This is a genomic window from Streptomyces sp. AC555_RSS877 (genome assembly GCF_019049245.1).
In the GTDB taxonomy this organism is placed as follows: domain Bacteria; phylum Actinomycetota; class Actinomycetes; order Streptomycetales; family Streptomycetaceae; genus Streptomyces.
The window spans coordinates 211,522-237,145 of the sequence record NZ_JAGMUK010000059.1; the positions used below are offsets into that span (position 1 = coordinate 211,522).

At 70.5% G+C, this 25,624-nt stretch carries 23 protein-coding genes and 2 tRNA genes; 8 read left to right on the plus strand and 17 right to left on the minus strand.

Annotation, left to right across the window (positions count from 1 at the left end; genetic code table 11):
• Positions 1 to 98 precede the first annotated feature (98 nt).
• The 3 genes from KUM49_RS26545 to KUM49_RS26555 are packed head-to-tail and all read left to right on the plus strand — an operon-like array spanning position 99 to position 2,865.
• Positions 99 to 866: an ABC transporter ATP-binding protein gene (locus tag KUM49_RS26545; RefSeq protein WP_217239465.1), complete on the plus strand. Its 768-nt coding sequence runs from the start codon at positions 99 to 101 to the stop codon at positions 864 to 866.
• Entirely contained in the window at positions 863 to 1,723 is an 861-nt protein-coding gene (locus KUM49_RS26550; protein ID WP_217239466.1) for an ABC transporter permease, read from the plus strand. Before KUM49_RS26545 ends, KUM49_RS26550 begins: the two co-directional genes overlap by 4 nt.
• Positions 1,720 to 2,865, plus strand: coding sequence for an ABC transporter substrate-binding protein (locus KUM49_RS26555; RefSeq protein WP_217239467.1), 1,146 nt, complete (start codon positions 1,720 to 1,722; stop codon positions 2,863 to 2,865). Before KUM49_RS26550 ends, KUM49_RS26555 begins: the two co-directional genes overlap by 4 nt.
• A gap of 65 nt (positions 2,866 to 2,930) precedes the next feature.
• Here the strand turns inward: KUM49_RS26555 and KUM49_RS26560 are convergent.
• The 4 genes from KUM49_RS26560 to KUM49_RS26575 all read right to left on the minus strand — a co-directional run bounded on the left by KUM49_RS26560 (position 2,931) and on the right by KUM49_RS26575 (position 8,742).
• Positions 2,931 to 3,004: transfer RNA gene (locus KUM49_RS26560), tRNA-Met, on the minus strand.
• A 582-nt stretch (positions 3,005 to 3,586) separates the two neighbouring features.
• On the minus strand, positions 3,587 to 5,446 hold the full coding sequence (locus KUM49_RS26565) for a tetratricopeptide repeat protein (protein WP_217239468.1): 1,860 nt from the start codon (positions 5,444 to 5,446) through the stop codon (positions 3,587 to 3,589).
• A 230-nt stretch (positions 5,447 to 5,676) separates the two neighbouring features.
• Positions 5,677 to 5,750: transfer RNA gene (locus KUM49_RS26570), tRNA-Met, on the minus strand.
• A gap of 43 nt (positions 5,751 to 5,793) precedes the next feature.
• A complete protein-coding gene (locus KUM49_RS26575) occupies positions 5,794 to 8,742 on the minus strand; it encodes a UPF0182 family protein (protein WP_217239514.1) in 2,949 nt (982 codons plus the stop codon).
• A gap of 163 nt (positions 8,743 to 8,905) precedes the next feature.
• Between KUM49_RS26575 and KUM49_RS26580 the strand changes: the two genes are divergently transcribed.
• Positions 8,906 to 9,448 (plus strand): PPA1309 family protein, encoded by a 543-nt coding sequence (locus KUM49_RS26580; protein WP_217239469.1) that lies wholly within the window; start codon positions 8,906 to 8,908, stop codon positions 9,446 to 9,448.
• A gap of 73 nt (positions 9,449 to 9,521) precedes the next feature.
• Here the strand turns inward: KUM49_RS26580 and KUM49_RS26585 are convergent, their stop codons facing one another.
• The 4 genes from KUM49_RS26585 to KUM49_RS26600 form a co-directional block, all read right to left on the minus strand.
• Positions 9,522 to 10,619, minus strand: coding sequence for a PDZ domain-containing protein (locus KUM49_RS26585; RefSeq protein ID WP_217239470.1), 1,098 nt, complete (start codon positions 10,617 to 10,619; stop codon positions 9,522 to 9,524).
• Positions 10,620 to 10,672: 53 nt separating this feature from the next.
• On the minus strand, positions 10,673 to 10,867 hold the full coding sequence (locus KUM49_RS26590; RefSeq protein ID WP_217239518.1) for a hypothetical protein: 195 nt from the start codon (positions 10,865 to 10,867) through the stop codon (positions 10,673 to 10,675).
• 97 nt (positions 10,868 to 10,964) lie between these two features.
• Complete coding sequence (locus KUM49_RS26595; protein WP_217239471.1) at positions 10,965 to 11,426, minus strand: molybdenum cofactor biosynthesis protein MoaE; 462 nt, start codon at positions 11,424 to 11,426, stop codon at positions 10,965 to 10,967.
• Positions 11,427 to 11,644: 218 nt separating this feature from the next.
• Complete coding sequence (locus KUM49_RS26600) at positions 11,645 to 12,757, minus strand: SDR family oxidoreductase (RefSeq protein WP_217239472.1); 1,113 nt, start codon at positions 12,755 to 12,757, stop codon at positions 11,645 to 11,647.
• 190 nt (positions 12,758 to 12,947) lie between these two features.
• On the opposite strand from KUM49_RS26600, the gene KUM49_RS26605 reads away from it, so the two are divergent.
• Positions 12,948 to 14,387, plus strand: a complete 1,440-nt coding sequence (locus KUM49_RS26605) for a zinc-dependent metalloprotease (RefSeq protein WP_217239473.1) — start codon at positions 12,948 to 12,950, stop codon at positions 14,385 to 14,387.
• Entirely contained in the window at positions 14,384 to 14,905 is a 522-nt protein-coding gene (locus KUM49_RS26610) for an NUDIX hydrolase (RefSeq protein WP_217239474.1), read from the plus strand. The genes KUM49_RS26605 and KUM49_RS26610 overlap by 4 nt, the downstream gene beginning before the upstream one ends.
• 67 nt (positions 14,906 to 14,972) lie before the next feature.
• Here the strand turns inward: KUM49_RS26610 and KUM49_RS26615 are convergent, their stop codons facing one another.
• The 4 genes from KUM49_RS26615 to KUM49_RS26630 form a co-directional block, all read right to left on the minus strand.
• On the minus strand, positions 14,973 to 15,710 hold the full coding sequence (locus tag KUM49_RS26615) for an AIM24 family protein (RefSeq protein ID WP_217239475.1): 738 nt from the start codon (positions 15,708 to 15,710) through the stop codon (positions 14,973 to 14,975).
• Between the two features lie 19 nt (positions 15,711 to 15,729).
• Positions 15,730 to 16,407, minus strand: a complete 678-nt coding sequence (locus tag KUM49_RS26620) for an AIM24 family protein (protein WP_217239476.1) — start codon at positions 16,405 to 16,407, stop codon at positions 15,730 to 15,732.
• Between the two features lie 5 nt (positions 16,408 to 16,412).
• Positions 16,413 to 17,984 (minus strand): TerD family protein, encoded by a 1,572-nt coding sequence (locus KUM49_RS26625; RefSeq protein WP_217239477.1) that lies wholly within the window; start codon positions 17,982 to 17,984, stop codon positions 16,413 to 16,415.
• A gap of 115 nt (positions 17,985 to 18,099) precedes the next feature.
• Positions 18,100 to 18,696 carry a M48 family metallopeptidase gene (locus tag KUM49_RS26630; protein WP_217239478.1) on the minus strand — a complete coding sequence of 199 codons (597 nt, stop codon included), beginning with the start codon at positions 18,694 to 18,696 and terminating at the stop codon, positions 18,100 to 18,102.
• A 308-nt stretch (positions 18,697 to 19,004) separates the two neighbouring features.
• Between KUM49_RS26630 and KUM49_RS26635 the strand changes: the two genes are divergently transcribed.
• The gene (locus tag KUM49_RS26635; RefSeq protein ID WP_217239515.1) at positions 19,005 to 20,219 is read left to right on the plus strand and encodes a TOMM precursor leader peptide-binding protein; all 1,215 of its coding nucleotides are present in this window, start codon (positions 19,005 to 19,007) and stop codon (positions 20,217 to 20,219) included.
• Positions 20,212 to 21,591, plus strand: a complete 1,380-nt coding sequence (locus KUM49_RS26640) for an AarF/ABC1/UbiB kinase family protein (RefSeq protein WP_217239479.1) — start codon at positions 20,212 to 20,214, stop codon at positions 21,589 to 21,591. The genes KUM49_RS26635 and KUM49_RS26640 overlap by 8 nt, the downstream gene beginning before the upstream one ends.
• Positions 21,592 to 21,606: 15 nt before the next feature.
• Here the strand turns inward: KUM49_RS26640 and KUM49_RS26645 are convergent, their stop codons facing one another.
• The 5 genes from KUM49_RS26645 to KUM49_RS26665 form a co-directional block, all read right to left on the minus strand.
• Entirely contained in the window at positions 21,607 to 21,816 is a 210-nt protein-coding gene (locus KUM49_RS26645) for a hypothetical protein (RefSeq protein WP_217239519.1), read from the minus strand.
• A gap of 136 nt (positions 21,817 to 21,952) precedes the next feature.
• Positions 21,953 to 22,276, minus strand: coding sequence for a hypothetical protein (locus KUM49_RS26650; protein ID WP_217239480.1), 324 nt, complete (start codon positions 22,274 to 22,276; stop codon positions 21,953 to 21,955).
• Positions 22,273 to 22,641, minus strand: coding sequence for a WhiB family transcriptional regulator (locus tag KUM49_RS26655; RefSeq protein WP_217239481.1), 369 nt, complete (start codon positions 22,639 to 22,641; stop codon positions 22,273 to 22,275). The genes KUM49_RS26650 and KUM49_RS26655 overlap by 4 nt, the downstream gene beginning before the upstream one ends.
• A gap of 175 nt (positions 22,642 to 22,816) precedes the next feature.
• A complete protein-coding gene (locus KUM49_RS26660) occupies positions 22,817 to 23,137 on the minus strand; it encodes a hypothetical protein (protein ID WP_217239482.1) in 321 nt (106 codons plus the stop codon).
• A 165-nt stretch (positions 23,138 to 23,302) separates the two neighbouring features.
• Entirely contained in the window at positions 23,303 to 25,504 is a 2,202-nt protein-coding gene (locus KUM49_RS26665; RefSeq protein ID WP_217239483.1) for an ATP-dependent DNA helicase UvrD2, read from the minus strand.
• Between the last annotated feature and the right edge of the window lie 120 nt (positions 25,505 to 25,624).

The following is a 25,624-nucleotide window of genomic DNA, read 5'->3' on the forward strand; positions in this document are numbered from 1 at the left end:
CGGCCTTCCCGCGACCTCCGCGACCCCTTCCCGTATCTGACGGGCCGTCATATCGTCGTGCGGACCCCGCCCCGTACCGAACTCCGCGAGGAGCAACCGTGGGAGATCCGCACCCAACACTCCACGCCACCGAACTGACCCGCGCCTTCGGCCGTGCGCCCCATGCCGTCGACGCCCTCGGCCCCGTCGACCTCACCGTCGCCCCAGGCGAGTTCGTCTGCCTCGTGGGCCCGTCGGGCTGCGGCAAGTCGACGCTCCTTCGCATCGCGGCGGGCCTGCTCCGCCCGAGCACGGGCCGCCTGGAGATACGGACGTCCAGCCCGCGCCCCGCGGCCATGATCTTCCAGGACTACGGCATCTACGACTGGAAGACGGTCCGCACGAATGTCCGCTTCGGCCTGGACATCCAGCGCGTACCCCGCCGCGAGGCGAACGCCCGCGCCGACGAGTGGCTGACCCGCATGGGCCTCGCCGACTTCGCGCACGCCTACCCCGCGGCCCTCTCGGGCGGAATGCGCCAGCGTGTGGCGATAGCCCGCGCGCTCGCGGTCGAACCCGAACTCCTCCTCATGGACGAGCCGTTCGCCGCCCTCGACGCCCAACTCCGCATGATCCTTCAGGAGGAGCTGCTGGAGCTCACCCAAACCACCCGCACCACCACCCTCTTCGTCACGCACAGCCTGGAAGAGGCGATCGTCCTCGGCGACCGCGTCCTGGTGATGTCCGCCCGCCCGGGCCGGATCATCGCCGAACACCGCCCGCCGTTCCCGCGCCCGCGCACCGGCGACATCCGCTCCACGCCCGAGTTCACCTCCCTCAAGAGCGACCTGTGGGACCTCCTGCGGAAGGAGGCGCTGCCGGCATGACGACGATCACCCCCGGCCGGACCTCGGTCCTCGTACGCCGCCCAGGCCCCCGGGAACTCCACCCCGTACGCACCCACCGCCGTAGGCGTGCCCTGGAACTGTCGCTCGCCGCGGCCGTCCCGTTGACGCTGGTCCTTCTCTGGCAACTGGCCGCCGCCCAAACCTGGATCGACGACCGCGTCTACCCGGCCCCGTCCACGATCCTCGCCGACGGCTGGGACCGGGCGGCAGCCGGAGACCTGTGGCCGGACGTATGGGCGACGCTGAGGCGCGTTGTGGCCGGCTACGCGCTCGGCACCGCGGCGGGCTACGCGCTGGGCCTCCTGATGGGCTCCCTCTCCCTCGTCCGAGCCGCGCTCGAACCCCTGCTGGACGCCCTGTACGTCGTCCCCAAACTGGCCCTGCTCCCGGTCTTCCTGAACATGTTCGGCCTGGGAGAGGGCCCGCAGGTGGCCCTGGTGGCGACGACGGTCTTCTTCTTCGTATGGATCTCGACCATGTCGGCGGTGATCGCCGTCCCCACCGGCCACCGCGACGCGGGCCGGGTCTTCGGCGCCTCCCCGTGGCAGATGTTCCGCCACGTACTGCTGCCGGCCTCGTTGCCGTCCGTCCTGGTGGGCGCGCGGATAGCGGCGGGCGTTGCGGTCCTGGTGATCGTCGCCTCGGAGCAGATCGCCGCCACGAACGGCCTGGGCCACCTGATCTTCGACTCACGCGCGCTCTTCCAGAACGACGTGATGTTCGTCGGCATCGTCTGTGTGGCCGTACTGGGCGTCGTGTTCTCCGAACTGGTGCGGATCGTGGGGCGGCTGCTCACTCCATGGGCGCCCCGGGACCGCGGAAGGGGTCAGTCATGACGGGCCGGGCACGTGCATACGCTGTCGTGGTCGTCGCCGCCGCGTTGCTGGCGTCGGCGGGCTGCTCGTCGCCGTACGAGTCGGGCTCCGAACCGAAGGCGGCCGCGGGCGACCGCACGATCCGCCCGATGGAGGGCTGCGGCGACACATCCTGGACCGACCCCGCCGACCTCTCCCCGAACCGCCCGCCGGCCCGTTGCCGCCCCGGCGCCCCTCCCCCACAGCCCCTCGCCGAGACCCGCAAGCTGACGATCGCGACAGGGACGCTGAGCGCCGAGTACGTGGCACCCCTCCAAGTGGCCCTCGACAAAGGTGAGTTCAAGAAGGAAGGCCTGGACGTCACCCTGAAGGTGCTGCCCACGCCGGACGCGCTCCCCCTCCTGGCCAAGGGGGACATCGACGCACAGTGGGCGGCACCGGAGGCGGCTGTCATGAACAGCATCCGGGGCGGCTTCGACATCAGGTGGGTCGCGGGGAACTTCTCACCCGACCCGCAGTCGAAGAGCGGTCTGTGGGTGCGGCTGAAGAAGGGCGAGAGCACGGACCGGGTGGCCATGGCCGGCCGCAAGCTGGGCACGATGATCGGCAAGGGCTCCGTGATCGCGTACCCCATGGAGAAGGTGCTGGAGAAGCACGGCGGCGGCCTCGAAAGGATCCAGTACGCCCAGCTGGGCTCGGCCGACGTCCTCACCGCCCTCCAGAACGGGGGCGTCGACTCCGCCTGGCTCCTCGACCCGGTCTGGCGCAAGGTCGACGGCGAGCCCGGATACGCCTTCCTCGGCGGCCAACCGCAGGGCGAACCCCTCGGCGGCATGCTGTACGGCCCGAGCCTGCTGAACGACGACGTGGACGCTGGGGTGGCCCTGCTGCGGGCCTACGTCCGCACGATCAACACGTACTTCGCGTCCGACTACAAACAGGACGCGACGTTCGTCACCTACCTCGCCGATCTCCTCAAGACGGACGAGACCATCCTGAAGTCCACCCCGCCCCTGCGCATGGACTGGGAAATCCGCACCGGCACCACAGACCGCCTCCAGGCCGCGTACCGCGCCCAGGGCGTGACAGAGGGCGACCCCCTGCCGGAGTCGAGAACGGTGACCAGGATGCTGTACGAGGAGGCAGTGGGCCACCGCCCCTGAGGCACCGCTCCCGACAAACACCGAGGGCCGGAACCCATTTCTGGATTCCGGCCCTCGGCCTTCAGTAGCGGGGACAGGATTTGAACCTGCGACCTCTGGGTTATGAGCCCAGCGAGCTACCGAGCTGCTCCACCCCGCGGCGATGAATGGAACACTACGTCAAGAAAGCCAACAGAGGCAAATCGATTACCGACCCCCCATCAACGCAGGTCACACCACCGGCCACCACCTCGCACCTCCCACAGGCAGAGCCCGCCAGGAGCCCAGAGACCGCGTCCCCACCCGGAGAATGGGGGCAGTCCCCGCCAAGACCCAAGGGCGGAACCGCCCGAGTTGCAGGGGACGCAGTCCCCGCCGGCGCCCAAGAGCAGACCCCGAGGGGGCAGGAGACGCAACCCCGCCACGGCCCAAAGGCGAAGTCGCCGCCCGGGGCCCAGGGACACAGCCCCAAGGGGCGCAAGGGACGCAGTCCCGCCGGGCCCAAGGGGCAGAGCCGCCGCCGGAACCAGGAGCACAGCCCCAAGGGGTGCAGGGGACGCAGTCCCCGCCGGGGCCCAGGGGCGGAGCCCCTGCTGGGGTCCAAGGGCGGAGCCCTGCTGGGGTCCAGGGGCGGAGCCCTGCTGGGGTCCAGGGGCGGAGCCCCTGGGGATGGGACGGGTAGGGGCGGCGGGGGCGAGAAACAGCCCGGCGCCAACCACAGCCGCCCCAGCTCAGCGCAGCGTCACGCCGACAGCTCCTGCCGCAACGCGTCCCGCAACCGAGCCGCCCGCTCCGCGACCTCCCCGGGACCAAGCACCACCGCCCGGTCGGCCCACCGCTGCCCTTCCGCCAGCTCCCCCCGACGCGCGTAGACGAGCGCCAGCCGCAACGCCGCCCGCCCATGCCCCGCATCAGCCGCCCGGGTCCACCACACCGCCGCCTCCGGCTCGCTCCCTTCCCGAGCCAGCAGCAGCCCCAGGTTGAACGCGCCATTGCGAGACCCGGCCTCGGCGGCCTCCCGGTACCACCGCGCGGCCTCCACCACGTCCCCCCGTGCCGCGGCCAGCATCCCGACCCGCACCTGCGCCCGCCGATGCCCGAGCGAAGCAGCCCGCTCGTACCACTCCTCGCACTCGCTCTTCTCGTGCACCGTCTCGCCGAGCTCATGGGAAGGCACCGGCGGCCGCCGCGCGTCCAGCACGGTGGCCAGCCGGTACGCCGCCTCGGCACTGCCACCCCCCGCCGCACACCGCAGGTACCGCTCCGCCTCTCGGTCGTCCCCGTCCCGCAGCCGCGCGATCCCGACCTGGAGTGCCGCCTCCGTGTGCCCGGCGCCCGCCGCTCGCTCGTACCACCGCAGCGCGACGGCGTCCTCGCCTCGCCCGGCGAACAGAATCCCCAGGTTGAACGCGGCGTCGACGCTCCCGGCCTCCGCGGCCTTGGAGAACCACGGCTCCGCACCCGTCGCGTCCCCGCCCTGCAGCAGCAGGATGGCCAGCGCGTTCGCCGCCTCGCGGTGCCCGGCGTACGCGGCCCGCCGGTACCACTGCTCGGCCTGCGCGGTACGCCCCTGCTCGGCGCAGAGCAGCGCGAGGTTGTACGCCCCGTTGTCGTCGCCGGCATCCATCGCCGCCCGGTACCACCGCTCGGCGGTCTGCGGCTCGCCGCGCTCGGCGTGCAGCGCGCCCAGCGCGTTGGCCGCGTTGCCGTCACCGTCCTGCGCGGCCCGCAGCCACCACACGGCGGCGCTGTCGGTGTCCCCGGCGTCCCGCAGCAGGAACCCGAGCGCGCAGGCGGCCCGCGCCTCGCCGTCCTTGGCGGAGGTCAGATACCAGCGCCCGGCCTCCTTGAGCTCGCCGCGCCTCTCCAGAATCGCCCCGAGGTGCAGCGCGGCCCGCCGGTGCCCGCGCGCGGCGGCCTGCCGATACCACTGCTCGGCCTCTTCCGTCGCGGAAGCACCGGAGACGCCGGAGACACGGGAGGCGCCGGAGACACCGTCGTCAATGCCGGCGTCCCCTTCGCCCATCGCCTTGCGATCAAGCGCGCGGGCCAGCCGGTAAGCGGCTTCCCGATGCCCCCGCTCGGCAGCGGACCGCATCCACAACTCGGCCCCGGCGTCCCCGCGATGCTCCAGCAGATCGGCGAGGGCGTACGCGCCCAGCGCGTGCCCCTGTTCGGCGGACTGCCGCAGCCAGTACTCCGCGGCCGGCTCGTCGCCCCGTTCCCGGTGGTGCCGGCCCAGCGCGTGCGCCGCCGCGGCGGAACCCGCGACAGCGGCGACCCGCCACCATCCGGCAGCGTCGTCGGCGTATCCGCGCTGGTGGAGGAGGACGCCCAGGTTGTTGGCGGCGGCCCGGTCACCGGCCGCGGTGGCGGCACGCAGATGGGGCTCGGCTCCGTCGAGATCACCACGGCGCAGCAGCATGGCCCCGAGGACGCTCATCGCCTCGACGTCACCGGTCTCGGCGGCGATCCGCCGGCGGATCTCTTCGGCCGCGTCCTCGGCGACACCCTCGACCACCTCCCCGGCCTCGTCCCGCCCGGAAGGTTGCACAAAACGCCCTGTCTCGAACAGAGTTGCCTTGTCCCCCATAACGTCCATCGTCGCACCACCTGCAACCTGGGTACACCTGGTATACCGCAGCCAGTGAGGTCACTACAGCGTTTTGTCGACATGCCCACAGAGAGACAAGTCAAACACACACCGCCCAACTCCCCACGGCGGCACGGCCGTCCCTCGTGTCGGCACATGCGTTCGCACATCACGAAGGCCCGGATCCTTATCAGGATCCGGGCCTTCGTCGGCCTACGACTCTCATCGCCGACCTGTAGTAGCGGGGACAGGATTTGAACCTGCGACCTCTGGGTTATGAGCCCAGCGAGCTACCGAGCTGCTCCACCCCGCGCCGTTGTTCTGCAACCGTATCACGGCGCGGGGTGGGCTTTTGATCAGCCGCTGTCGGGGCTGCCGCTCGGGCTCGGACTGCCGCCGGGACGGGGGCTGCTGGTGCTGCCACCACCCGTCTTGTCGGCTGCGGCCTGCGCGTCCTCGGCCCGCTGGAGTGCGTCCTCCAGGTCCTTCTGGGCCCGGCCGTACGCCTCCCAGTCACCCTTCTTCAGGGCTTCCTGGCCGGCGTCGAAGGCCTTCTGGGCGTCGTCCAGCGCGGCTTGGACCGTCGGGTTGCCGGATGTCGGCGGTGGTGTGGTCGTACCGCCGTCCTCCTCGCCCTCGTCCGGTGGCTCGGTGGTCGGGCCCTGCGCACCGAAGACCTTGTTGAGGGCCTGGTCGAGAGTGTCCTCGAAGGCGGTGTTGCCTCCGTAGGACACCAACACCTTCCGCAGCAGCGGGTACTTGAGTCCACCACCGCGTACGTAGACCGGCTCCACGTAGAGCAGTCCTCCGTCGAGTGGCACCGTCAGCAGGTTGCCGTACTCCACCTCGGAGTCGCCGCCCTGCAGAAGTCTGATGGACTCGGCGATGTCCTGTTCGGAGTTGAACTGGCTCTGCACCTGTTTGGGCCCGTTGACGGTCGTACTGGTCGGCAGTTTCAGGATTCTGATCTTGCCGTAGTCGGGTGTGCCCGCCTCCGCGTCGACCGCCATGAACGCGCTGAGGTTGTCCCGGCCGTTGGGCGTGAAGGTGGTCGTCAGCGAGAACGCCTGCGCCGACTGGTCGGGCATCCTCATGCTCAGGTAGTACGGCGGCACCGCGTCACCCGACTTGTTGGTCGGGTCGTTCGGCACCTGCCACACCTCGCTGCCGCTGAGGAACGTGTCCGCGTCCTCGACGTGGTAGCGGCTGAGCAGCTCGCGCTGGACCTTGAACAGGTCCTGCGGGTACCGGAGATGGGCCATCAGCGGCTCGGAGATGTCGCTCTTGGCCTTCACCGTGCCCGGGAACGCCTTCATCCAGGTCTTCAGGACCGGGTCCTGGGTGTCCCACTGGTAGAGCTTGACCTGGCCCGTGTACGCGTCGACGGTCGCCTTCACCGAGTTGCGGATGTAGTTGACCTGGTTCTGCTGGGCCACCACCGCACGCGAGTTGTTCGTCGCGGTCAGCGAGTCGGCCGTCGTGTCACCGAGGGTCGTACGCGAGGAGTACGGGTAGCCGTTCGTCGTCGTGTACGCGTCGACGATCCACTGGATCTTGCCGTCCACGACCGCCGGGTAGGCGTCGCCGTCGATGGTCAGCCAGGGCGCCACCGCCTCCACGCGCTGCTTGGGCGTGCGGTTGTAGAGGATCCGCGACCCCTCGCCGATCGCTCCGGAGTACAGGATCTGCGGCTCGCTGAAGGCCACCGCGTACGCGGCCCGGTTGACCGGGCTGGAGAGGTTGACCCCGCTGTCGTCCGTGTAGCTGAAGGTCTTCTCGCCGCTGTCGTCGGAGTAGTCGATCTCCTTCTGGGGACCGCCCACGATCGAGTAGGTGGTGGTCTTCTCGCCGTAGTAGACCCGCTGCTGGTACGTCCCGAGGTCGCCCTGGGACGGCAGGTCGGACTCGGTGAAGACCGGACGGCCCTCGGCGTCGGCCGTGGTGCCCTTGGCGGCGACCACGCCGTACCCGTGGGTGTAGCGGAAGTGGTCGTTGATCCAGTTGTTCTTCGGAATGCCGTTGAGGTTCAGCTCACGCAGACCGATGACCGTGTCCTGGTCCTTGCCGTCCTTGCTGTAACGGTCGACGTCCAGGTTGGTCGGGAACGCGTAGTAGTTACGCATCTGCTGGAGCTGCTGGAACGTCGGCGAGACGACGTTCGGGTCCATGACGCGGATGCTGGCCGCGCCGTCCACGTCGTCGCGCAGCTTGGTCTTGTCCGTGGTCGTGGGCTTGCCCGCGTACTCGGTGACCTTGGTGTCGTCGATGCCGTAGGCCTCACGCGTCGCCTTGAGGTTCTTCGCGACGTACGGCGCTTCCTTGGCCTGCTCGTTGGGCTGGACCTGGAACTTCTGGACGATCGCCGGGTACAGGCCGCCGATGAGGATGGCGGACAGGACCATCAGGCCGAACCCGATCACCGGCAGCTGCCAGGTCCGCCGCCACAGGGTGGCGAAGAACAGCACGGCGCAGATCACCGCGATGCAGAACAGGATCGTCTTGGCCGGCAGGTAGGCGTTGGCGTCCACGTACCTGAGGCCGGTCCAGCTGTCGGTGGCCTTGAAGTCGCTGGACTTCACGGCCAGTCCGTACCGGTCGAGCCAGTACGCGACCGCCTTCAGGGCGACGAAGATGCCCAGCAGCACCGACAGGTGCCCGGTCGCGGCGGCCGTGGCCCGCGCGCCCGGGGACGTGACCCTGAGCCCGCCGTACAGGTAGTGGGTGAGCGCGGCGGCGATCACGGAGAGGATCGCGGCGGCGAAGCCGAAGCCGAGCAGGAACCGGTACCAGGGCAGGTCGAAGGCGTAGAAGGAGACGTCCAGGTGGAACTGCGGGTCCTTCTGGTTGAAGGGCACGCCGTTGACCCACATCAGCCAGGTCCGCCACTGGCTGGATGCCGAGGCGCCGGCGATGAGGCCCACCAGGGCGGTGATCCCGAGAAGCAGCCACCTCTTGTACGGCGCGATGCCCATCCGGTAGCGGTCGAGGCTCTGCTGCTCCATCGACATGGCGCTCAGCGGCGGGCGCAGCCGGTGGGCCAGCCAGATGTTGAGGCCGACCGCCAGGGCCATCAGCAGGCCGAAGACGAAGAAGAGTCCGATCTTGGTCCACAGGGTGGTCGTGAACACGGACGAGTAGTTCACCGACCGGTACCAGAGCCAGTCCGTCCAGAACCCGGCGAACATGGTGAACGCCATGCCGAGGACGGCAAGCACGCCCAGTGTCATGAGCAGGGTCCGGACACGCCGGGACGGGCGGCCCACTCTGATCCGTGGCCCCGTCGGGCCTCCGCCGCGGTCCGGCATCTGGAAAGCCAAGGTGCGCACCTCGAAGTTCGCTGTTGGTCCGTCAGACCCGCGTCGTCACGGGCCGTGCATGGGCCACGTGATCGTAGGCCCTCACCTATGCAACTTACTCACGCTTTACTCGGTTCCCGATTCCGGCCCTGAACGAGAGAGGATTGTGACCATGTCCAACACCCCCATGGCGGCGAGCCCGCTCACCCGGGCCGTTCTCGAGATCGACGAGTACACCTCCGGCCTCGGCTGGGACCAGCCCGCCCGCCTCTTCGCCCTCGTAGACACCGCCCGGCTGCGCACCCAGGAACCCGCCCTCGCGGCCCAGCTCGGCCTCGACGCGGAGCAGCAGACCACCGGCCTCACCCCCATCGAGCAGGAGGAGATCCCCGCGGGCAAACCGCTCGACGAGTTCCTCGGCACGATCGCCTGGCCCGACGCCGTGGTCGGCTGCGCGCTCACGGTGGAGCGCCTGATGCTGCCGCCGTCGGCGGAGGCGTCCGTCCCGGAAGGGCTGACCGAGAAGAAGCTCGCCGAGTGGGTGGCCGGGCATCCGGACCGTCAGGAGGTCCGCATGACGGTAGCGGTCCTGCGGGACGGGGCACGCGACTCGGCCCTGCGACTGCGCGAGAAGGACTCACCGACGGAGGTCCTCACGGGCGGCGACCTGGTGCCCGGCCTTGCCGAGGCGCTGTCGGCGACGTTCGAGGACTGAGTTCTTCCGGTACGGCGATGGGGGCGTCCTTCTGTGTGAAGGGCGCCCCCAGCCGCGTACAGACCCGAGCTCGTCAGCCCTTGGTCGTGCACTTCGGCAGGTCGGCGGCGTCGCCGGCGCGGATGTCCTTGAGGGCGCCGAGGGCGTCGTCGATGGTCTTCACCTTGACGAGGGTGAGCCCGTCGGGGGTGTCGCTCGCGGCGGCCGCGCAGTTGTCGGCGGGAGTGAGGAAGTACTGGGCGCCCTTGCTGCGCGCGCCGACGGTCTTCATCTCGATGCCGCCGATGGGGCCGACCTTGCCGTCGTCGTCGATCGTCCCGGTGCCGGCCACGAACTTGCCGCCGGTGAGACTGCCCGGGGTGAGCTTGTCGTAGATCCCGAGCGCGAACATCAGCCCGGCACTTGGCCCGCCCACGTCCGCGAGCTTGATGTCGATGGTGAACGGGAACGTGTGGTCCGTCCCCGCCGAGATCCCGACGATGGCACGCTTGTCGCCGTCGTCGTCGGACGTCTTCGTCGTGATGGTGATGTCCTGGGTCCCGGTCGGCGCCCTGTTCTCCTTCTCGGCGGCGGCCTGTTCCTTGGCGGGCACGATCGTGAAGACGACGTCCCGGCCGGGCTTGTGCTTGGTGACCAGCTTCGCGACGTCGTCGGGCTCCTTCACCGCTGTGCCGTCGACGGCCTTGATCACGTCACCGGCGTGCAGCCTGCCCTCGGCCGGGGAGTCCTTGACGACGGTCGAGACGATCACCCAGGACTGCACCGGCACGTCCAGCTGCTCCAGGGCGGCGACCTTGGCGCTCTCCTGGGACTGGCTGAACTCCTCGGCGTTCTCCTGGGTGGACTGCTCCTCCGTCTTGCCGTCCGGGTAGAGGGTGTCGTGGGGCACGACCTTGTTGTCGTGCGCAAGCCATCCGTAGACGGCCTCGACGAGGTTCATCTTGTAGTCCGCGCTGGTCACCCGGACGGTGGTCATGTTCAGATGCCCACTCGTCGTGTACGTCTTCCGCCCCGAGATCTGCAGCACCGGCTCGCCGCCGTGGTCCCCGAGCGTGTTCACCGTCGGACCCGGTGACATCTCCGCATAGGGGACGTTGACGAAGACTCCCGCGCACAGGAGCCCGATCAGCATCAGGGTGGAGGCGAGCATCGTCGCGGTGCGGCGTGGCATGGCACGACAGTACGGGACGCCTCTGTCAGCGCACCGTCAGGGCCGCGTCCGGGTCACGTACCGGAGCGGGGCTTCTCCATGGCGGCACGGAAGCGGGCGTACCCGTCGAGTTCGGGGCCGTCGCTGCGCGCTTTTCTGGTCCGCGTGGCCCAACTGCCCCAGAGACCGGCGCCGATCGCAGCCGCAAGCGGAATCAACAACCAGGCGAGCGCCGCCATGCCGTCCTCCCTGTCCTGATGAGTGACCACGCCTGACTGATCAGCAGATTAACCATCCGCACTGACAACGCTCACGCCAGGGGTGCGGTTACGCAACCGGAAAACGCGTCACGGGGAGTGAGGCGGGTCAGCAGGCGCCGACCCACTCCTCGGTGCCGTCGGAGAACTTCTGGTGCTTCCAGATGGGCACCTCGTGCTTGAGGTCGTCGATCAGCTTCCGACAGGCCTCGAAGGCCTCTCCACGGTGAGGGCACGACACGGCGACCACGACGGCGAGGTCCCCGACCCGGAGGTCGCCGATCCGATGCACCGCGGCCAGGGCCCGCACCGGGTACTCGGCGACGACCTTCTCGGCGATCCGCCGCATCTCGGCCTCGGCACTGGGGTGGCAGGAGTAGCCCAGCTCGTCGACGTCGGCACCCCCGTCGTGATTGCGCACGGTCCCCACGAACAGCGCGGTCCCGCCCGCGGCATCGTCCCCGACGGCCCGGAACACCTCGTCCAGGGACAGAGGCGTCTCCCGGACGGCGAGGAGCTTGATGGGATCCTGTGCGGCCTGCTCACCGGGGTGGTCGTGTGTGGGTGCCATGCCCCTATCGTGCCGCACGCCGCGAACAACGGGGAGTGGCGTTATCGCCCGGCACGCACGCGTACGGGTTTGGAGTCTCGCCCTCGTCGGCCTGCGGGCAGACGTGCCGCAGGGCGGCACGGGTGGGCGCAGGCGGCACCCCGTCAGCGCCGGGCTGCGCGACCCACCCCCGCCCGGCCCTCACGCCGCGCACCTCACGAGGACGCTCCCCGCACGCCTCAGATTCGCCGCCGAGCCTTCCGCGCCCGCCGCACCACCGCCGCCGCGCCCAGCAGAGCCACCGTCGCCCCCGCGGCGCCCGCCGCCGTCGCGTCCTTGCGCCCGAGCCGCCGCCCGACCACGGTGTGCCGCCCGGCGACCTCCCCCAGGAGTTCCGCGAGCACTTCCTCGTTGGTCCACCGCGGCCGCCATCCCGCGTCGTGCAGCCGGCTCCCACTCACCACCCAGGGGTACATCGTGTAGGCCAGGTCCCCCGCCGGGGACGGCGTCAGCCCGATCCGGTGCAGCCGGGCCGCCGCCCCCAGAGCGACGGCGGACGGCAGCTCCATCCGCCGGATGCCGCTGAGCTCCTCGACCTCCTCCTGCTCCAGCCAGCCGTCGCACCCGACCGAGAGTTCCCCGTCGACCTTCTCCAGGGCGGCGTACTCCAGAGCGCTGCACAGATCCTCGACGTGACAGAACTGCCAAGCGGGCCGCGAGCCGGCCACGACCAGCAGCCGAGGGGACTCGAAATACCTGGTCAGGGCGGTGTCCGTCTCCCCCACCAGCACGGCCGGCCGGACCACGGTGACGTTGAGCCCCGGATGCGCCCGCGGGGCGCGCCGCCCGAGCCGTTCGATCTCCAGCAGGTCACCGACCCCGGTCGCCTCAGCGGTGGCCCGCAGTTCCGCGTCCTCGGAGAGCGGCAGCTCGTTGTCCGGCAGAGCGCCGTAGACCATGGCCGACGTGCACAGCACGACCCGGTGCACCCCGGCCGCCGCGGCAGCCGTCAGCACGGTCTGTGTCCCCCGTACGTTGTAGGCCGTACGGGCGGCCGCGTCGGTCTCCAGGTCCAGGTCGAGCGCGAGATGCACGACCACGTCGGCGCCGCGCAGCTTCTCGGCGATGGCCGGATCCCGCACGTCGAGGATGTGCCACTGTGCCGCCGCGCACTCGCCGCGCCGCTCGTCGATGGCGATGACCTGCTTGATCTCGTCCGACGCGGCGAGCCGCTCGGTGAGCAGTGCGCCGACTCCGGACGCGGCACCGGTGACCGCGACGACGGGCCCGCGCACACCGGACGTGGTTGAGTGGTTTCGCGCTGCGCGAACCTGCGGATCTGGGGAACTCACCGGGCGTCTCCAGCGGTTGTCTTCAGTACGAACGCGCGTGACGCGTACGTACCAGGTGGCATCCATCCTGCCGCAGGCCGAGAGTCGGCGAAGCACCGAGGCCCGAAGCGCCCATGGTGTCTACGCTGGGTGGTGTTATCGGGCAGCCGTGCCGTCGGACAACCGACGGCCTTACCAGCCGAGGAATCCCGTGAGTGACACCCCATTCGGATTCGGCCTTCCGCCGGAGGAGCCGGACGACGGCGACGAGGGCAAGAAGAAGGACCAGGAGAGCGGTGGTGGTCAGGGGCCGGCCAACCCGTTCGGTTTCGGCGGGCTGCCCGGTGCCGGAGGCTTTGGCGGCCCCGGTGCGGACAATCCCCTCGCCGCGATGTTCGGTTCGCTGAACCCCACCGACCTGGGCGCCGCCTTCCAGCAGCTGGGCCAGATGCTCTCGTACGAGGGCGGCCCGGTGAACTGGGACATGGCCAAACAGATCGCCCGCCAGACGGTCTCCCAGGGCACCGCTGACGGCACCAAGGACGCGAGCGTCGGCCCGGCCGAGCGCACCGCCGTCGAGGAGGCCGTCCGGCTCGCCGACCTGTGGCTGGACGACGCGACGTCCCTGCCGTCGGGCGCGGGCTCCGCGGTGGCGTGGAGCCGCGCGGAGTGGGTCGAGGCGACCCTGCCCGCGTGGAAGGAGCTCGTGGACCCGGTCGCCGAGCGCGTCGGCGCGGCCATGGGTGACGTCCTGCCGGAGGAGATGCAGGCCATGGCCGGCCCGCTGATCGGCATGATGCGCTCGATGGGCGGCGCCATGTTCGGCACGCAGATCGGGCAGGCCGTCGGCGTGCTCGCGGGCGAGGTCTTCGGTTCCACCGACATCGGCCTGCCGCTCGGTCCGGCCGGCAAGGCCGCGCTGCTGCCGGTGAACATCGAGGGGTTCGGCAAGGACCTCGGCGTGCCGAAGGAGGAGGTGCGGCTGTATCTCGCCTTGCGGGAAGCCGCCCACCAGCGCCTCTTCGCACACGTGCCGTGGCTGCGCTCGCACCTGTACGGCGCGGTCGACGGCTACGCGCGCGGGATCAAGGTCGACACCGCCAAGCTGGAGGATGTGGTCGGCCAGTTCGACCCGCAGAACCCCGAGCAGCTGCAGGACGCCCTCCAGCAGGGCATGTTCCAGCCGGAGGACACGCCCGAGCAGAAGGCCGCCCTGGCTCGTCTGGAGACGGCCCTGGCTCTCGTCGAGGGCTGGGTGGACGCGGTGGTCCACGCGGCCGCGAAGCCGCGCCTGTCGTCCGCGGACGCGCTGCGCGAGACCCTGCGTCGCCGTCGCGCCTCGGGCGGCCCGGCGGAGCAGACGTTCGCCACGCTGATCGGCCTGGAGCTGCGCCCGCGCCGCCTGCGGGACGCCTCCCGTCTGTGGGCCTCGCTCACCGACGCGCGCGGTGTGGACGGCCGGGACGCCCTGTGGGCCCACCCGGACATGCTGCCCACGGCCTCCGACCTGGACGACCCGGACGGCTTCGTGCACCGCGAGCAGCTGGACTTCTCCGAGCTGGACAAGATGCTCGGCGAGGCGGCCGGCAAGCCCGACCTCAAGAAGAAGGACGACTCCAAGGACGCGGACAAGGGCGACGACACCGAGTGAGCCTGTACGACGACGCGGTCCTCGTGCTGAAGGGCTACGAGGACCAGCAAGAGCTGCGCCAGGCCTACCTGGACCACCTCGCGGCACACCCGGACGGCATGTGGAAGGCATGCCGGGCCGGTCACCTCACGGCGAGCGCCCTGGTGATCGACCCGGAGCGCGGGCGGGTGCTGCTCACGCTCCACAAGAAGCTGCGCATGTGGCTCCAGACGGGCGGCCACTGCGAGCCGCAGGACGCCTCCCTGGAGGCGGCGGCCCTGCGCGAGGCCACGGAAGAGTCCGGCGTCGAGGGGCTGACGCTGCTCAGGGGCGGTCCGGTGCGCCTGGACCGGCATCCGATCCCGCCGCCGTGCCACTGCCACTTCGACGTCCAGTACGCGGTCGTCGCCCCGCCCGGCGCGGCGCACGCGGTGAGCGACGAGTCTCTTGACGTGCGCTGGTTCGGATACGACGAGGTGGCGGCCGTGGCGGACGAGTCGGTCGTACGACTGCTGGACGCGACCCGCGCCAGGCTCTGAACGTGTATAAGGGGCGACCGCCATGGCGGTCGCCCCTTACGTTTGCCTCCCGGGCGGTGCCGGAGGCTCAGGCGTTGCTTCCCCCGAGGGAGTTCCCTCGCATGTTGAACTGGCCGAGCATCCCCGAGTTGCGCAGATGCTGCGGCGGCAGCAGCTCGCTGGGCTGTACGAGGACGTGTCCCGTGCCGGAGAACTGCATCTCCCAGCCCTCGCCGGTGGAGCCCTTGCGGCGCCACACGGCGGACGTGGAGGTCGGGGCCTGCAGCTGGGTCCGCAGGGACGTGGACCAGGCAACCACGGCGTCCGCGTCGCAGCAGACGTTCTTCTCCGGGGTCACCTCCATCACCAGCGGCTCGCCCGAGGTCATGAGGACGACCTGCCCGGAACCGGACAGCTCCAGGTTGTAGGCCCCCGCCGACGCGATCTCCACGGCACTGTCGACCGCGACGATGCCGACGCCCAGGGAACCGTCGAAGGCGAGGACGTAGGAGCTGTCGACGGTCAGGCCGCGGCCGACCTCCATGATGTGCAGGTGCTGGGCGAGGTTGGCGAGGTAGACGACGCCGTTGCCCTTGCAGCGCATGAGTTCCAGGCGCTCGCCGGTCATCCGCTCGACGTTGCGCCAGCTGCGGTTGCGGTACTGGCTGTCGAACTCCACCTGCCCCTCGAAGGCCACCATGGCGCCCTGGCGGGCGAGGACGGCACTGCTGCCCTGGGTGACGTCGGTCTTGAGGAGCTGCGGGTTCTGCAGGGTGTAGCGGCCGGTGGACTCCACCGGGACGTGTGCGAAGAGTGTGCTGTGCATGATGTGCGTGGTGCTCCCTTCAGCCCCGGATCTTGAATCGGTCGCCGGTGTCCTCGCTCGGCTGGACGACCACGAAGCCCTGTCCCTTGAAGCCGATCTGGAAGGCCTCACCACTGCCCCGGCCGATGAGGGCGCTCGCCTTGACCGTGCGGCGCGCCTTCATGTCCAGGCCGGTCGTCCAGGCGATCAGCGCGTCCGGGTCGACGTACGTCTCCCGTTCGGCGCAGTCCAGGGCCATCGGAATGCCCCGGCTGACCAGCGCGACCCACCCGGTGCCCCGGATGACGAGGTTCGTCAGGCCCGAGCCGGACAGCTTGGCGAGCCCCTTGACGGGCTCGATGGCCAGCTCCAGCGAGGCGTCGCAGGCCAGCAGCGTGGCGCCGTTGACCGAAAGTGCTTCGCCGTTCAGGTGGAGGACGAGGATGTCGCCCCCGTAGTCGGCGAGGTAGAGGTCGCCGTCGCCGCGGCACAGCATCAGTTTGCCACCCTCACCGGTGACCATCTCCTCCGCCGAACGGCGCAGGGTGGCCGGCGGCCCGTCGAACTGCACATAGCCCTCGTACGCGATCATCGAGCCGGCCTTGGCCAGCAGATCGTGACCGGTGGCCATGGTGACCTTGAGCGTCTTGGAGCTGTGCACCGTCATCCGGACGCCGGTCGAAGCGGCGCGGTGCGCGCTGAGAGTCTGGGTGTCCATGGGCCTCACACCTCGAAGGGCTGTACGACGACGAAGTTGCCGGGAGCGCCGCGGAACTGGAGGTTCACGGCCTCCGAGCTCTGCCGGGAGTACCCGGAGCGGCGCAGCCTGAGCGCGGTCGTGGTGACGGCCTGCGCACCGGCGGACCAGGCGATGACGGCGTTGCCGTCGACGTAGGTGGCCGGGCCCACCGGGATGACGACCGGCACGCCGCGGGTCTTCACCGCGACCGCGCCGGTCCCCGAGAAGAGCATGCTGAACAGGCCGCCGCCCGGCAGCCCCGCACCCTCGATGCGGCGCACCTCGGTGTCCAGGGCCTCGTCGAAGGCCAGCACGCCCTGCGCGCTGGTGTAGATCTGCTCGCCCTGGAGTCGGATGACGAACACCCGGCTGGCCTCGTCGGCGAGGAACACCTCGCCGTCGCCGGCGCAGCGCATCAGGGACATGCCCTGGCCGGTGAGCGCCCCGGTGAGCTTGCCGAGCAGCCCGGAGCCCTTGTGGGCGAAGTCGATGTCGCCCTGGTAGGCGACCATGCTGCCCTGCTTGGCCAGGATGGGGGCGCCCTTGGTGAGCGTGGCCCGCACGAGCTGCGGGTTCTGCTCCGTCCAGCGGTCCCCTACGGGGGCCTCCGCGTACTTCGTCAGGACGACGCGGACGTTCGCCTCGGGCGGCACCGGCGCGATCGTCGTGCCGCCGCCGAAGGGCTGGCCCTGGCCCGGGAAGGCCGCGGGGGCGCCCGGAGGCGAGAACTGACCGGCGGGTGCGCCCGGAGGCGTGAACTGACCAGCCGGTGCCCCAGGAGGCGAGAACATCTGTGGGCTCGTCGGCGCGGGAGGCGCCTGCGGCGGGACGCCGGGCGGAGTACCGAATCCGGCGGGCGGAGTGGTCCCGGCGATCGTCGGAGCCGAGTGGACGGACGGGGCCGCCGGTGCGGGGGTTCCGAAGTCGGGCGCCGGGGCCGGGGCGGGAGGCGCCGGAGGCGCGGCGGCCTGCGGAGGTGCGAAGGCCGGTGCCTGGGTCTGCGGCGGGGCGGCGGGGGCGGGCTCCTCCTCGGCGACCTCTCCGCCGAAGTTCTTCAGCAGCGCGTCGAGGCCGCCGTCGAAGCCCTGACCGACCGCGGCGAACCGCCACACGTCCTTGAGATAGAGGTCGCCCAGCATGACGGCACGTTCCGTGGAGAACTCGCTGCCGCCGAAGGAGTACCGGGCCACCTCCTCGCCCCCGGCGACGATACGGACGTATCCCGGGGCGATCTGCGACATCTGTCCGGCGCCGTCGATCGTCGCCGTGAACGAGAGCTTGTGGATCTGCGGCGGGATCTTGTCGAGGGTGACCCTGAAGGCCTCCGTGTCGCCCGCCTGCGCGCCCAGCAGCTGAATGGATTCCTCGGGGGACTTCGGCTGGTTGAAGAAGACGAAGTACCGGTCGTCCGAGAGCCGTTCGTCGGCGTCGAGACCGAAGCAGCTGATGTCGAAGGTCAGCCCGGGGCCGGAGATCTGTACACCCACGTACAGATCGGTGCCCGCGGTGAGGTCACTGATCTTGGCCTTGTGGCCGCGTTGGAATTCCCTGGCCATGCGTAACGACCGTCCCCCATCCCGAATGCAAGTACGTCGCGACAGGCTAACGGCAAACTCGGACACCGGAGGATCTCGGTACAGATCCGGTACGAAATCCCACGCGGGGCCGCGGTCACTCCCCGCGCACGTCCGGCAGGTGGGGCAACCGCTCGGCGGCCACGACTCCTTCGAGATATCCCCGGGCCCGCTCGGTGCGCGGATAGGCCTCCAGCAGCCGCCAGAAGCGGGGCCCGTGCCCGGGGACCAGCAGATGCGCGAGCTCGTGCAGAAGGACGTAGTCGACGACGTACTCGGGCATGCCCTGCAGGCGGTGCGACAGCCGGATGCTGCCCTCGGAGGGGGTGCACGAGCCCCAGCGGGTGTTCTGGTTGGTGACCCAGCGCACCGAGTTCGGCCGGGCCCGGCCCTCGAAGTACTGGGTCGACAGGCGCTGCGCCCGCTCGGCCAGCTCGGCATCACCGAGGATTCGCTTGCTCTCCTGCGCGGCCAGCTTGTCGAGCATGACGCTCACCCAGCGCTGCTCCTCGGCCTCGGACATCCGGGCAGGGATGAGCACCACGGTGCGATCGCCCTCGCGGTACGCGGAGACCGTCCGGCGTCGACGGGAACTCCTGCGCACCTCGATCGCGCTCGCCCCCGAGCCGCTCGGCGGCAGGCTCGTCGTACTGCGCTGTGGTGTTCCGGCGCGGTGCAGTGGGTCGGCGGGCACGCCCCGACGTTACCCGTTGCGCACGCGGGAAGTCCCGACTCCGGGGCGGTTCGCTTCCGATCCCCACATGCGTTTGATTCATGCGACTGACTTGTACGACGAATATCCACCGCCTGTGGACAACTTTCGGCGCCGGGTGGCGGGCCCGGGCATGCTGGCACAGCCGGCGGAGCCGCGACCGACCTCCGCCGGCAGGCGGGAATGTTCTTCAAGGGCTACGAGGGCTACGAGGGCTACGGGGGCCTGTCATGCAGTCGCTGGATCCGCATCCGATGGTTCCGCCGGTTCCGCCGGTTTCGACGGTTCCGCTGGTTCCGCTCGTGAAGCCCGCGCTCCGGCGCGGCTGGCGGGATCTCAACACCGTGCAGTTCGGGATGACCCCGGCGCACGCGCTGACGCTGGGTCCGATGGACACGGCGACGGGCAGCTTTCTGGACCTGCTCAACGGCACGCGCGGGCTGCCGCTCCTGCGGGAGGAGGGCCGACGGATGGACCTGCCGGACGGGCATGTCGACGCGCTGGTGGAGCGGCTGTCACGGGCCGGACTCGTCGACGACGCCAAGGGCGGCGGCCCCGCCGCCGAGACACTGCGCGCCAAGAAAGAGGTGCTCGACCGGCTGGGCCCCGACCTGGCCTCACTCTCCCTGACCACGTCCGCACCGGGCGAGGCGATCAGGCTCCTGGCCGCCCGCCGCTCCCTGCGCGTCCAGGTCAGGGGTGCCGGCCGGGTGGGCGCTGTCCTCGCCTCGCTGCTTTCCGGCGCCGGGGTCGGCGAGGTCGAGGTGCGCGACGTCGGCTCGGTCGAGCCGGGGGACGTCGCGCCGGGCGGGCTGCCGGCCGAGTCCGTCGGCGACCGCAGGGAGGAGGCGGCGCGGCGGGCCGTACGCCGGTCGGCGCCGGACCGCCCACCGCGCCGCGGCACCCGCACCCCCTCCGAGGGCGAGGACCCCGGCCTGTCCCTGGTGATCCTCGCCCCGCGGGACGACGTCGACGTGCACGCACCCGTCCCGTCCGCCGCCGATCCGCTGATCACCTCGGGCACACCCCATCTGTACGTCGGCGTGGTGGAGGCGACCGGGATGGTCGGCCCGTTCGTGCTGCCGGGTGAGACGGGCTGCGCCGGCTGTCTGCACGAGGCCCGCACGGACCGTGACCAGGCCTGGCCCCGTCTGGTTGCCCAGTGGCGCTCCGGTACACAGCGCAAGGTGCGGTCCTGCGATCTGGCGCTGGCCACTACGGTCGCGGGCCTTGCCGCCGCGCACGCGCTGGCCTTCCTGGACGGCCAGGTTCCGTCCAGTGCGGGCGCACGCTGGGAGGTCTCGCTGCCCGCCCTCCACTGGCATGCGCGGCCGGTCTGGGGGCACCCCGCATGTCCTTGCGGGGCAGCGGAGAAAGGTAAGGGGGAACACACACCCAAGGAAGCGGAGTCACACGAGACAATGGCGGAGCAACAACCGTCGAAGGAGTTACGCCGCACGACCCACGCGGCGCGGCTGGCTGGGACCTGGAGGGCGCATGTCTGATCTTCCCCGCAAGGCGGTCACCCGTACTGCCAAGCTCGCCGCGCTGCCGCTCGGTTTCGCCGGACGGGCGACCTGGGGACTGGGCAAGCGGATCGTCGGCGAGTCCGCCGAGCTGGTCGGCCGCGAGCTGCAACAGCGCACGGCCGAGCAGCTGTTCAAGGTGCTCGGCGAGCTCAAGGGCGGGGCCATGAAGTTCGGCCAGGCCCTGTCCGTCTTCGAGTCGGCCCTCCCCGAGGAGATCGCCGGCCCCTACCGCGCGGCCCTGACGAAACTCCAGGAGGCGGCGCCTCCGATGCCCACACGCACCGTGCACGCGGTGCTGGAGGAGCGGCTCGGCGAGAACTGGCAGGAGCTGTTCCTCGAGTTCGAGGACAAGCCCTCGGCGGCCGCCTCGATCGGCCAGGTGCACCGCGGGGTGTGGAGCGACGGCCGTGAGGTGGCCGTCAAGGTGCAGTACCCTGGGGCGGGCGAGGCGCTGTTGTCTGACTTGAACCAACTGAGCCGATTCGCCCGGCTGCTGGGCCCCCTCATCCCGGGCGTGGACATCAAGCCGCTGATCGCGGAGCTCAGGGACCGGGTCTCCGAGGAACTGGACTACGGCCTGGAGGCACAGGCTCAGCATGCGCATGCCGAGGAGTTCGCCGGCGATCCGGACGTCGTGGTGCCCGATGTGGTCCATCAGTGCGACCAGGTGCTGATAACGGAATGGCTGGACGGCGTCCCGCTGTCGGAGGTGATCGCCGACGGCACCCAGGAGCAGCGCGACCGGGCCGGCCAGCTCCTGGCCCGCTTCCTCTTCTCGGGCCCCGCCCGCACCGGGCTCCTGCACGCCGACCCTCACCCGGGCAACTTCCGCCTCGTGCCCGGCGGCCCGGAAGGCGAGGACGACTGGCGCCTGGGCGTCCTGGACTTCGGCACGGTCGACCGCCTTCCGGGCGGCCTGCCGGCCACGATCGGCAGGTCCCTGCGGATGACGCTCGACGGCGAGGCGGAAGCCGTCTATGAGCTCCTGTGCGCCGAGGGCTTCGTCAAGGAGTCCATAGAGCTGGACCCGGACGCCGTCCTCGACTACCTCCTGCCGATCATCGAACCGGCCCAGGTCGAGGAGTTCACCTTCAATCGCGGCTGGATGCGCAGCCAGGCGACCCGGATCGGTGATCCGCGCTCCCCTGCCTACCAGTTGGGCAAGCAGATCAACCTGCCCCCGGCGTATCTACTCATCCACCGGGTGACGTTGAGCACGATCGGCGTGCTGTGCCAGCTGGGCTCGACAGTGCGGCTGCGCGAGGAGCTGGAGGAGTGGCTGCCCGGGTTCGTGCCGGAGGAGGGCCTGGAAGAAGGCCTGGAGGAGAAGCCGGCGGCGGAGGCGTGAGGTTCCTCGGAGGTCTCACCACCAGGCCGAGTCCAGCCGCCCCTCGATCGCCCTGAGGTTTTCCCGGGAGCAGGTGTCGCAGAAGTACTGGCGCACGCCGTTCTCCACGGAGCACATCCAGGTGGGCTGCGGTGCCTGGGCCGCGGTGCCGCACCGGGCACACACAAGGGCCTCGGGCTGCTCGGCGGAGCCGTCGTCGTCACTGCCTCCGGGAAGACTCGTCACCCTGCTGACGATATCCCCGTGACGGGCGTCGGCCGGCACAACGCACTGCGGGGGCCGGTCCGTTCGGACGGACCGGCCCCCGCCGGGGAGCTTCGCCTCCCTTACCGGGAGGCCACCGCTTCAGGTGTGTTCGGGATTACTGCATGACGGCCAGGGCGAGCGCACGGCGAGCACGCAGCGAGGCGCGCTCCGCCCGGCGCTGCATCCGGCGAGCGGTCGCCAGGCGCACGGCCCGGCGTTCCTGCTCGGCCTCATGCAGTCGCTCGTGCATATGCGCGCGAGCGAGGGCTTCTGGGATGAGTTGCATCTCTCGGGTCCTGTTCTGGCGCGAGTCGATCGCGCCACTGCTGGTGAGGTCTTCAGGCGCGGTGCCTGCGGGGTCGTATGCGGACGGCTTCATCGGGGCCTGCTTCTTGGGGTCGTGCGTGAAAGGACGGTCGATGGTTCCCAGGGTGTTCATGCCGTGACCGGGTTCTTGCGCGGGCGGCCACGCGGCCGCTTCCGGGCAACGACGACACCCTGGACGAACAGCTCGCCGCCCCAGACGCCCCAGGGCTCACGCCGCTCCTTGGCACCGGCGAGGCAGGCCTCGACCAGCGGGCAGGTGCGGCACAGGGACTTGGCGTACTCGACGTCCGCCGGGGACTCCGCGAAGAAGACCTCCGGGTCGTACGAACGGCAGGGGACGGGTACGCCGAGGTTCTCGATGGCGTCGTCGAGCGCGGTGAGCGCAGTGAGCGGGATCAAGGGGGAGTCCTCCGTGAGGCCGGGCGGGGGGATCGTTTCGGAAGGCGGTACGGACGGGGCGTGCGCTTCGAGTTGCACGGTTCGTCTTCCTCGTCTGTCGTTTCGGCCCTGTTGGGCCGAGTGGCGGCTGGTACCGGGTTCTTTTCTTGTCCCGAGGCCCCTTCGCTCCGTCGTCCCCGTTCGGGGACAAACAGAAGGGCCGCGGATCCCGGATGGGGTTCCGCGGCCCTGAAGGCGCCGGCCTGATCGACGATCAGGCTGGATCACTCCAGGGTTCTGGCCCACGGAAGGCCCACATCTGGTGGTGCTGCGTCGTCTGCTTCCGGCTTCCGGCACCGGCGGGCGCAAAGGCATAGACATGCGCCTGTGCCTTTACTGCTTCCAGTGCCTTGGTCGGTCGCTCATTGCGCTCCCGGACGGGAAGGGCCGCGAGAGACACGGAGGAGGCCGGACGGACGGCACGGATGCCGGACAGACCGGTGCCCGGGTTCGAGGCGCCGAGGATGCACGTGGAGACGACCGAGCGATCGGTCACTTTGACGGTGCTGATGGAGCTGAAGTTGATGCTGATCACTGGAATCGCCTCCTCTCGGCGTCTAGAGGGACCGGGGTGAACCAGTCCGACGGATATGCAAGTACAGCACGAAAGCGGGGCCTCCGAGAAGGCCTCCGTCCTCGTGGCTACGAACCTATGGGGATTGCTGGGGCATGCGCAAACTATTTTCTCGACGAGTTCGCGTCAGCCTTCAACTTCTTCTCCCCCGAGGTCCTGGCCTGCGCAGATCGCCAGAACATCGGCTCCGTAGCGGTTGAGCTTGCGCGCCCCGACCCCAGGGATCCGCGCCAGCTCCCCGTCGTCGTCGGGGACGGCCTCGGCGATCGCGATCAGTGTTTTGTCGGTGAAGACGCAGAAGGCGGGCTGCCCGCTGCGCTGCGCCTGGACCGCACGCCACTCGCGCAACCGCTCGTAAAGCCCCTCGTCCATGTCCGACGGGCAGTCCTCGCAGCGCATCAGTTTCATCTCACCGGCATCGGTGAGCGTGCGCCCGCACACCCGGCAGCGCGCCGGGGTGCGCTGGGTGCGTCGCGGGACGGCGCCGGCCCTGCTGGTGGTGGTGAAGCCGCGCTCGACTCCCCCGGAGCCGACCGCGGCACTCCGCCCGGCGCCGCCCGCCGAGCCCGGGCGCAGGCCGTCGAGGAAGCGGCTGGGCCTGCGGCTCGGACGGCCGCCCGGCGCACGGGACAGGGCCCAGGAGACGTGCAGGCGCTCTCTGGCGCGGGTGACCCCGACATAGAGGAGGCGGCGTTCCTCCTCGATCTGCTCGTCGGTCTTTGCGTAGGTGATCGGCATCATGCCCTCGGCGACACCGACCAGGAAAACGACGTCCCACTCCAGTCCCTTGGCCGAGTGGAGGGAGGCGAGCGTGACGCCCTCGACGGTCGGGGCGTGCTGAGCGACGGCCCGTTCGTCGAGCTCGGCCACCAGGTCGCTCAGGGTGGCGCCGGCTCTGGAGGCGGCGAAGTCATGCGCGAGGTTCACCAGGGCGGCCAGCGACTCCCAGCGTTCTCGGACGGCCCCGGAGCCGGCCGGGGGCTGAGTGGTCCAGCCCTCGCCCGACAGCACGGCCCGCACCTGGGAGGGCAGGTCGACGGCGTCGTCGAGAAGGGAGTCGTTGCCGCCGAAGCGGGCCGCGCCGCGCAGCGCGACTCCCGCCTTGCGCACTTCGGGGCGGTCGAAGAACCGCTCGGCACCGCGCACCTGGTAGGGCACTCCGGCGTCGGCGAGGGCCTGTTCGTAGGTCTCGGACTGGGAGTTCGTGCGGAACAGGATGGCGATCTCGCTGGCCCGGCTGCCTGCGTCGATGAGCTCGCGGATGCGGCGGGCGGCGCCCTCGGCCTCGGCGGGCTCGTCGGTGTACTCGGTGTAGACGGGCTCGGGTCCGGCGGCGCGCTGGGAGACCAGCTCCAGCCGGTGGTCGGCGGCGCGGCCCCGGGCTTGGGCGAGCAGGCCGTTGGCGAGGTGGACCACCTGCGGAGTGGAGCGGTAGTCGCGGACCAGCTTGACGACGGTGGCGCCGGGGTGGCGGGTGCGAAAATCGAGCAGGTGGTCGGGAGTTGCTCCTGTGAACGAATAGATCGTCTGGCTGGCGTCGCCGACGACGCACAGGTTCTCCCGCTCGCCGAGCCAGAGCTCCAGCAGGCGCTGCTGGAGCGGGCTGACGTCCTGGTACTCGTCGACCACGAAGTGCTGGTACTGGGAGCGGACCTGCTCGGCGATGTCCTGCCGGTCCTGGAGGACCGCGACGGTCAGCAGCAGGACGTCCTCGAAGTCGATGACCCCGCGGGCCCGCTTGAGGTCCTCGTAGGCGGAGTAGATCTGGGCGATCTCCGCCGGGGCGCGGGGGGACTCGCGGCCGGACTTGGCGGCCGCGGGCGCGTAGTCGGCGGGGACGGTCTGAGTGACCTTGGACCATTCAATCTCGCCGGTGACGTCCCGCAGCTCGCCGCGGTCGAGGCGGATGCGGCAGGCGGCGGCAGCGTCGGCGACGAGTTGGATCTTGCGGTCGACCAGCCGGGGCATGGAGCCACCGACGGCTTTCGGCCAGAAGTACTGGAGTTGGCGCAGGGCGGCCGAGTGGAAGGTGCGGGCCTGGACGCCGGCGGCGCCGAGCTGGCGCAGCCGGCCACGCATCTCGCCTGCGGCACGGTTGGTGAAGGTGACGGCCAACACGCTGGAGGGCTGGAGGATCCCGGCCCGCACCCCGTAGGCGATGCGGTGGGTGATCGCCCGCGTCTTGCCCGTGCCGGCGCCGGCCAGCACGCACACCGGGCCGTGGAGGGCGGTGGCCACCTCGCGCTGCTCGGGGTCGAGCCCTTCGAGCACCGCGTCGGCAGAGCCCGGCGTCTGCGGGAAGAGCGGGGAGTGCGTTGCTGCTGTCACACGGCCATGCTGCCAGGTCGGCCGAGACGGGTGAGGCGGTTGTCCACAGGCAGGCACTCGTAGTCGTACTAATGCGGCAGGCGTCACGTCCGGCGAACCCCGGCCGCTGGGAATGGTGGC

Excerpts from the sequence above, each read along its gene's own strand:
- KUM49_RS26565 (WP_217239468.1), bottom strand. The coding sequence starts at position 5,446 with ATGGACGTTATGGGGGACAAGGCAACTCTGTTCGAGACAGGGCGTTTT.
- KUM49_RS26625 (WP_217239477.1), bottom strand. The coding sequence starts at position 17,984 with ATGGCCAGGGAATTCCAACGCGGCCACAAGGCCAAGATCAGTGACCTC.
- KUM49_RS26585 (WP_217239470.1), bottom strand. The coding sequence starts at position 10,619 with ATGCCACGCCGCACCGCGACGATGCTCGCCTCCACCCTGATGCTGATC.
- KUM49_RS26575 (WP_217239514.1), bottom strand. The coding sequence starts at position 8,742 with ATGCCGGACCGCGGCGGAGGCCCGACGGGGCCACGGATCAGAGTGGGC.
- KUM49_RS26615 (WP_217239475.1), bottom strand. The coding sequence starts at position 15,710 with ATGCACAGCACACTCTTCGCACACGTCCCGGTGGAGTCCACCGGCCGC.
- KUM49_RS26555 (WP_217239467.1), top strand. The coding sequence starts at position 1,720 with ATGACGGGCCGGGCACGTGCATACGCTGTCGTGGTCGTCGCCGCCGCG.
- KUM49_RS26595 (WP_217239471.1), bottom strand. The coding sequence starts at position 11,426 with ATGGCACCCACACACGACCACCCCGGTGAGCAGGCCGCACAGGATCCC.
- KUM49_RS26580 (WP_217239469.1), top strand. The coding sequence starts at position 8,906 with ATGTCCAACACCCCCATGGCGGCGAGCCCGCTCACCCGGGCCGTTCTC.
- KUM49_RS26550 (WP_217239466.1), top strand. The coding sequence starts at position 863 with ATGACGACGATCACCCCCGGCCGGACCTCGGTCCTCGTACGCCGCCCA.
- KUM49_RS26620 (WP_217239476.1), bottom strand. The coding sequence starts at position 16,407 with ATGGACACCCAGACTCTCAGCGCGCACCGCGCCGCTTCGACCGGCGTC.
- KUM49_RS26650 (WP_217239480.1), bottom strand. The coding sequence starts at position 22,276 with ATGAACACCCTGGGAACCATCGACCGTCCTTTCACGCACGACCCCAAG.
- KUM49_RS26640 (WP_217239479.1), top strand. The coding sequence starts at position 20,212 with ATGTCTGATCTTCCCCGCAAGGCGGTCACCCGTACTGCCAAGCTCGCC.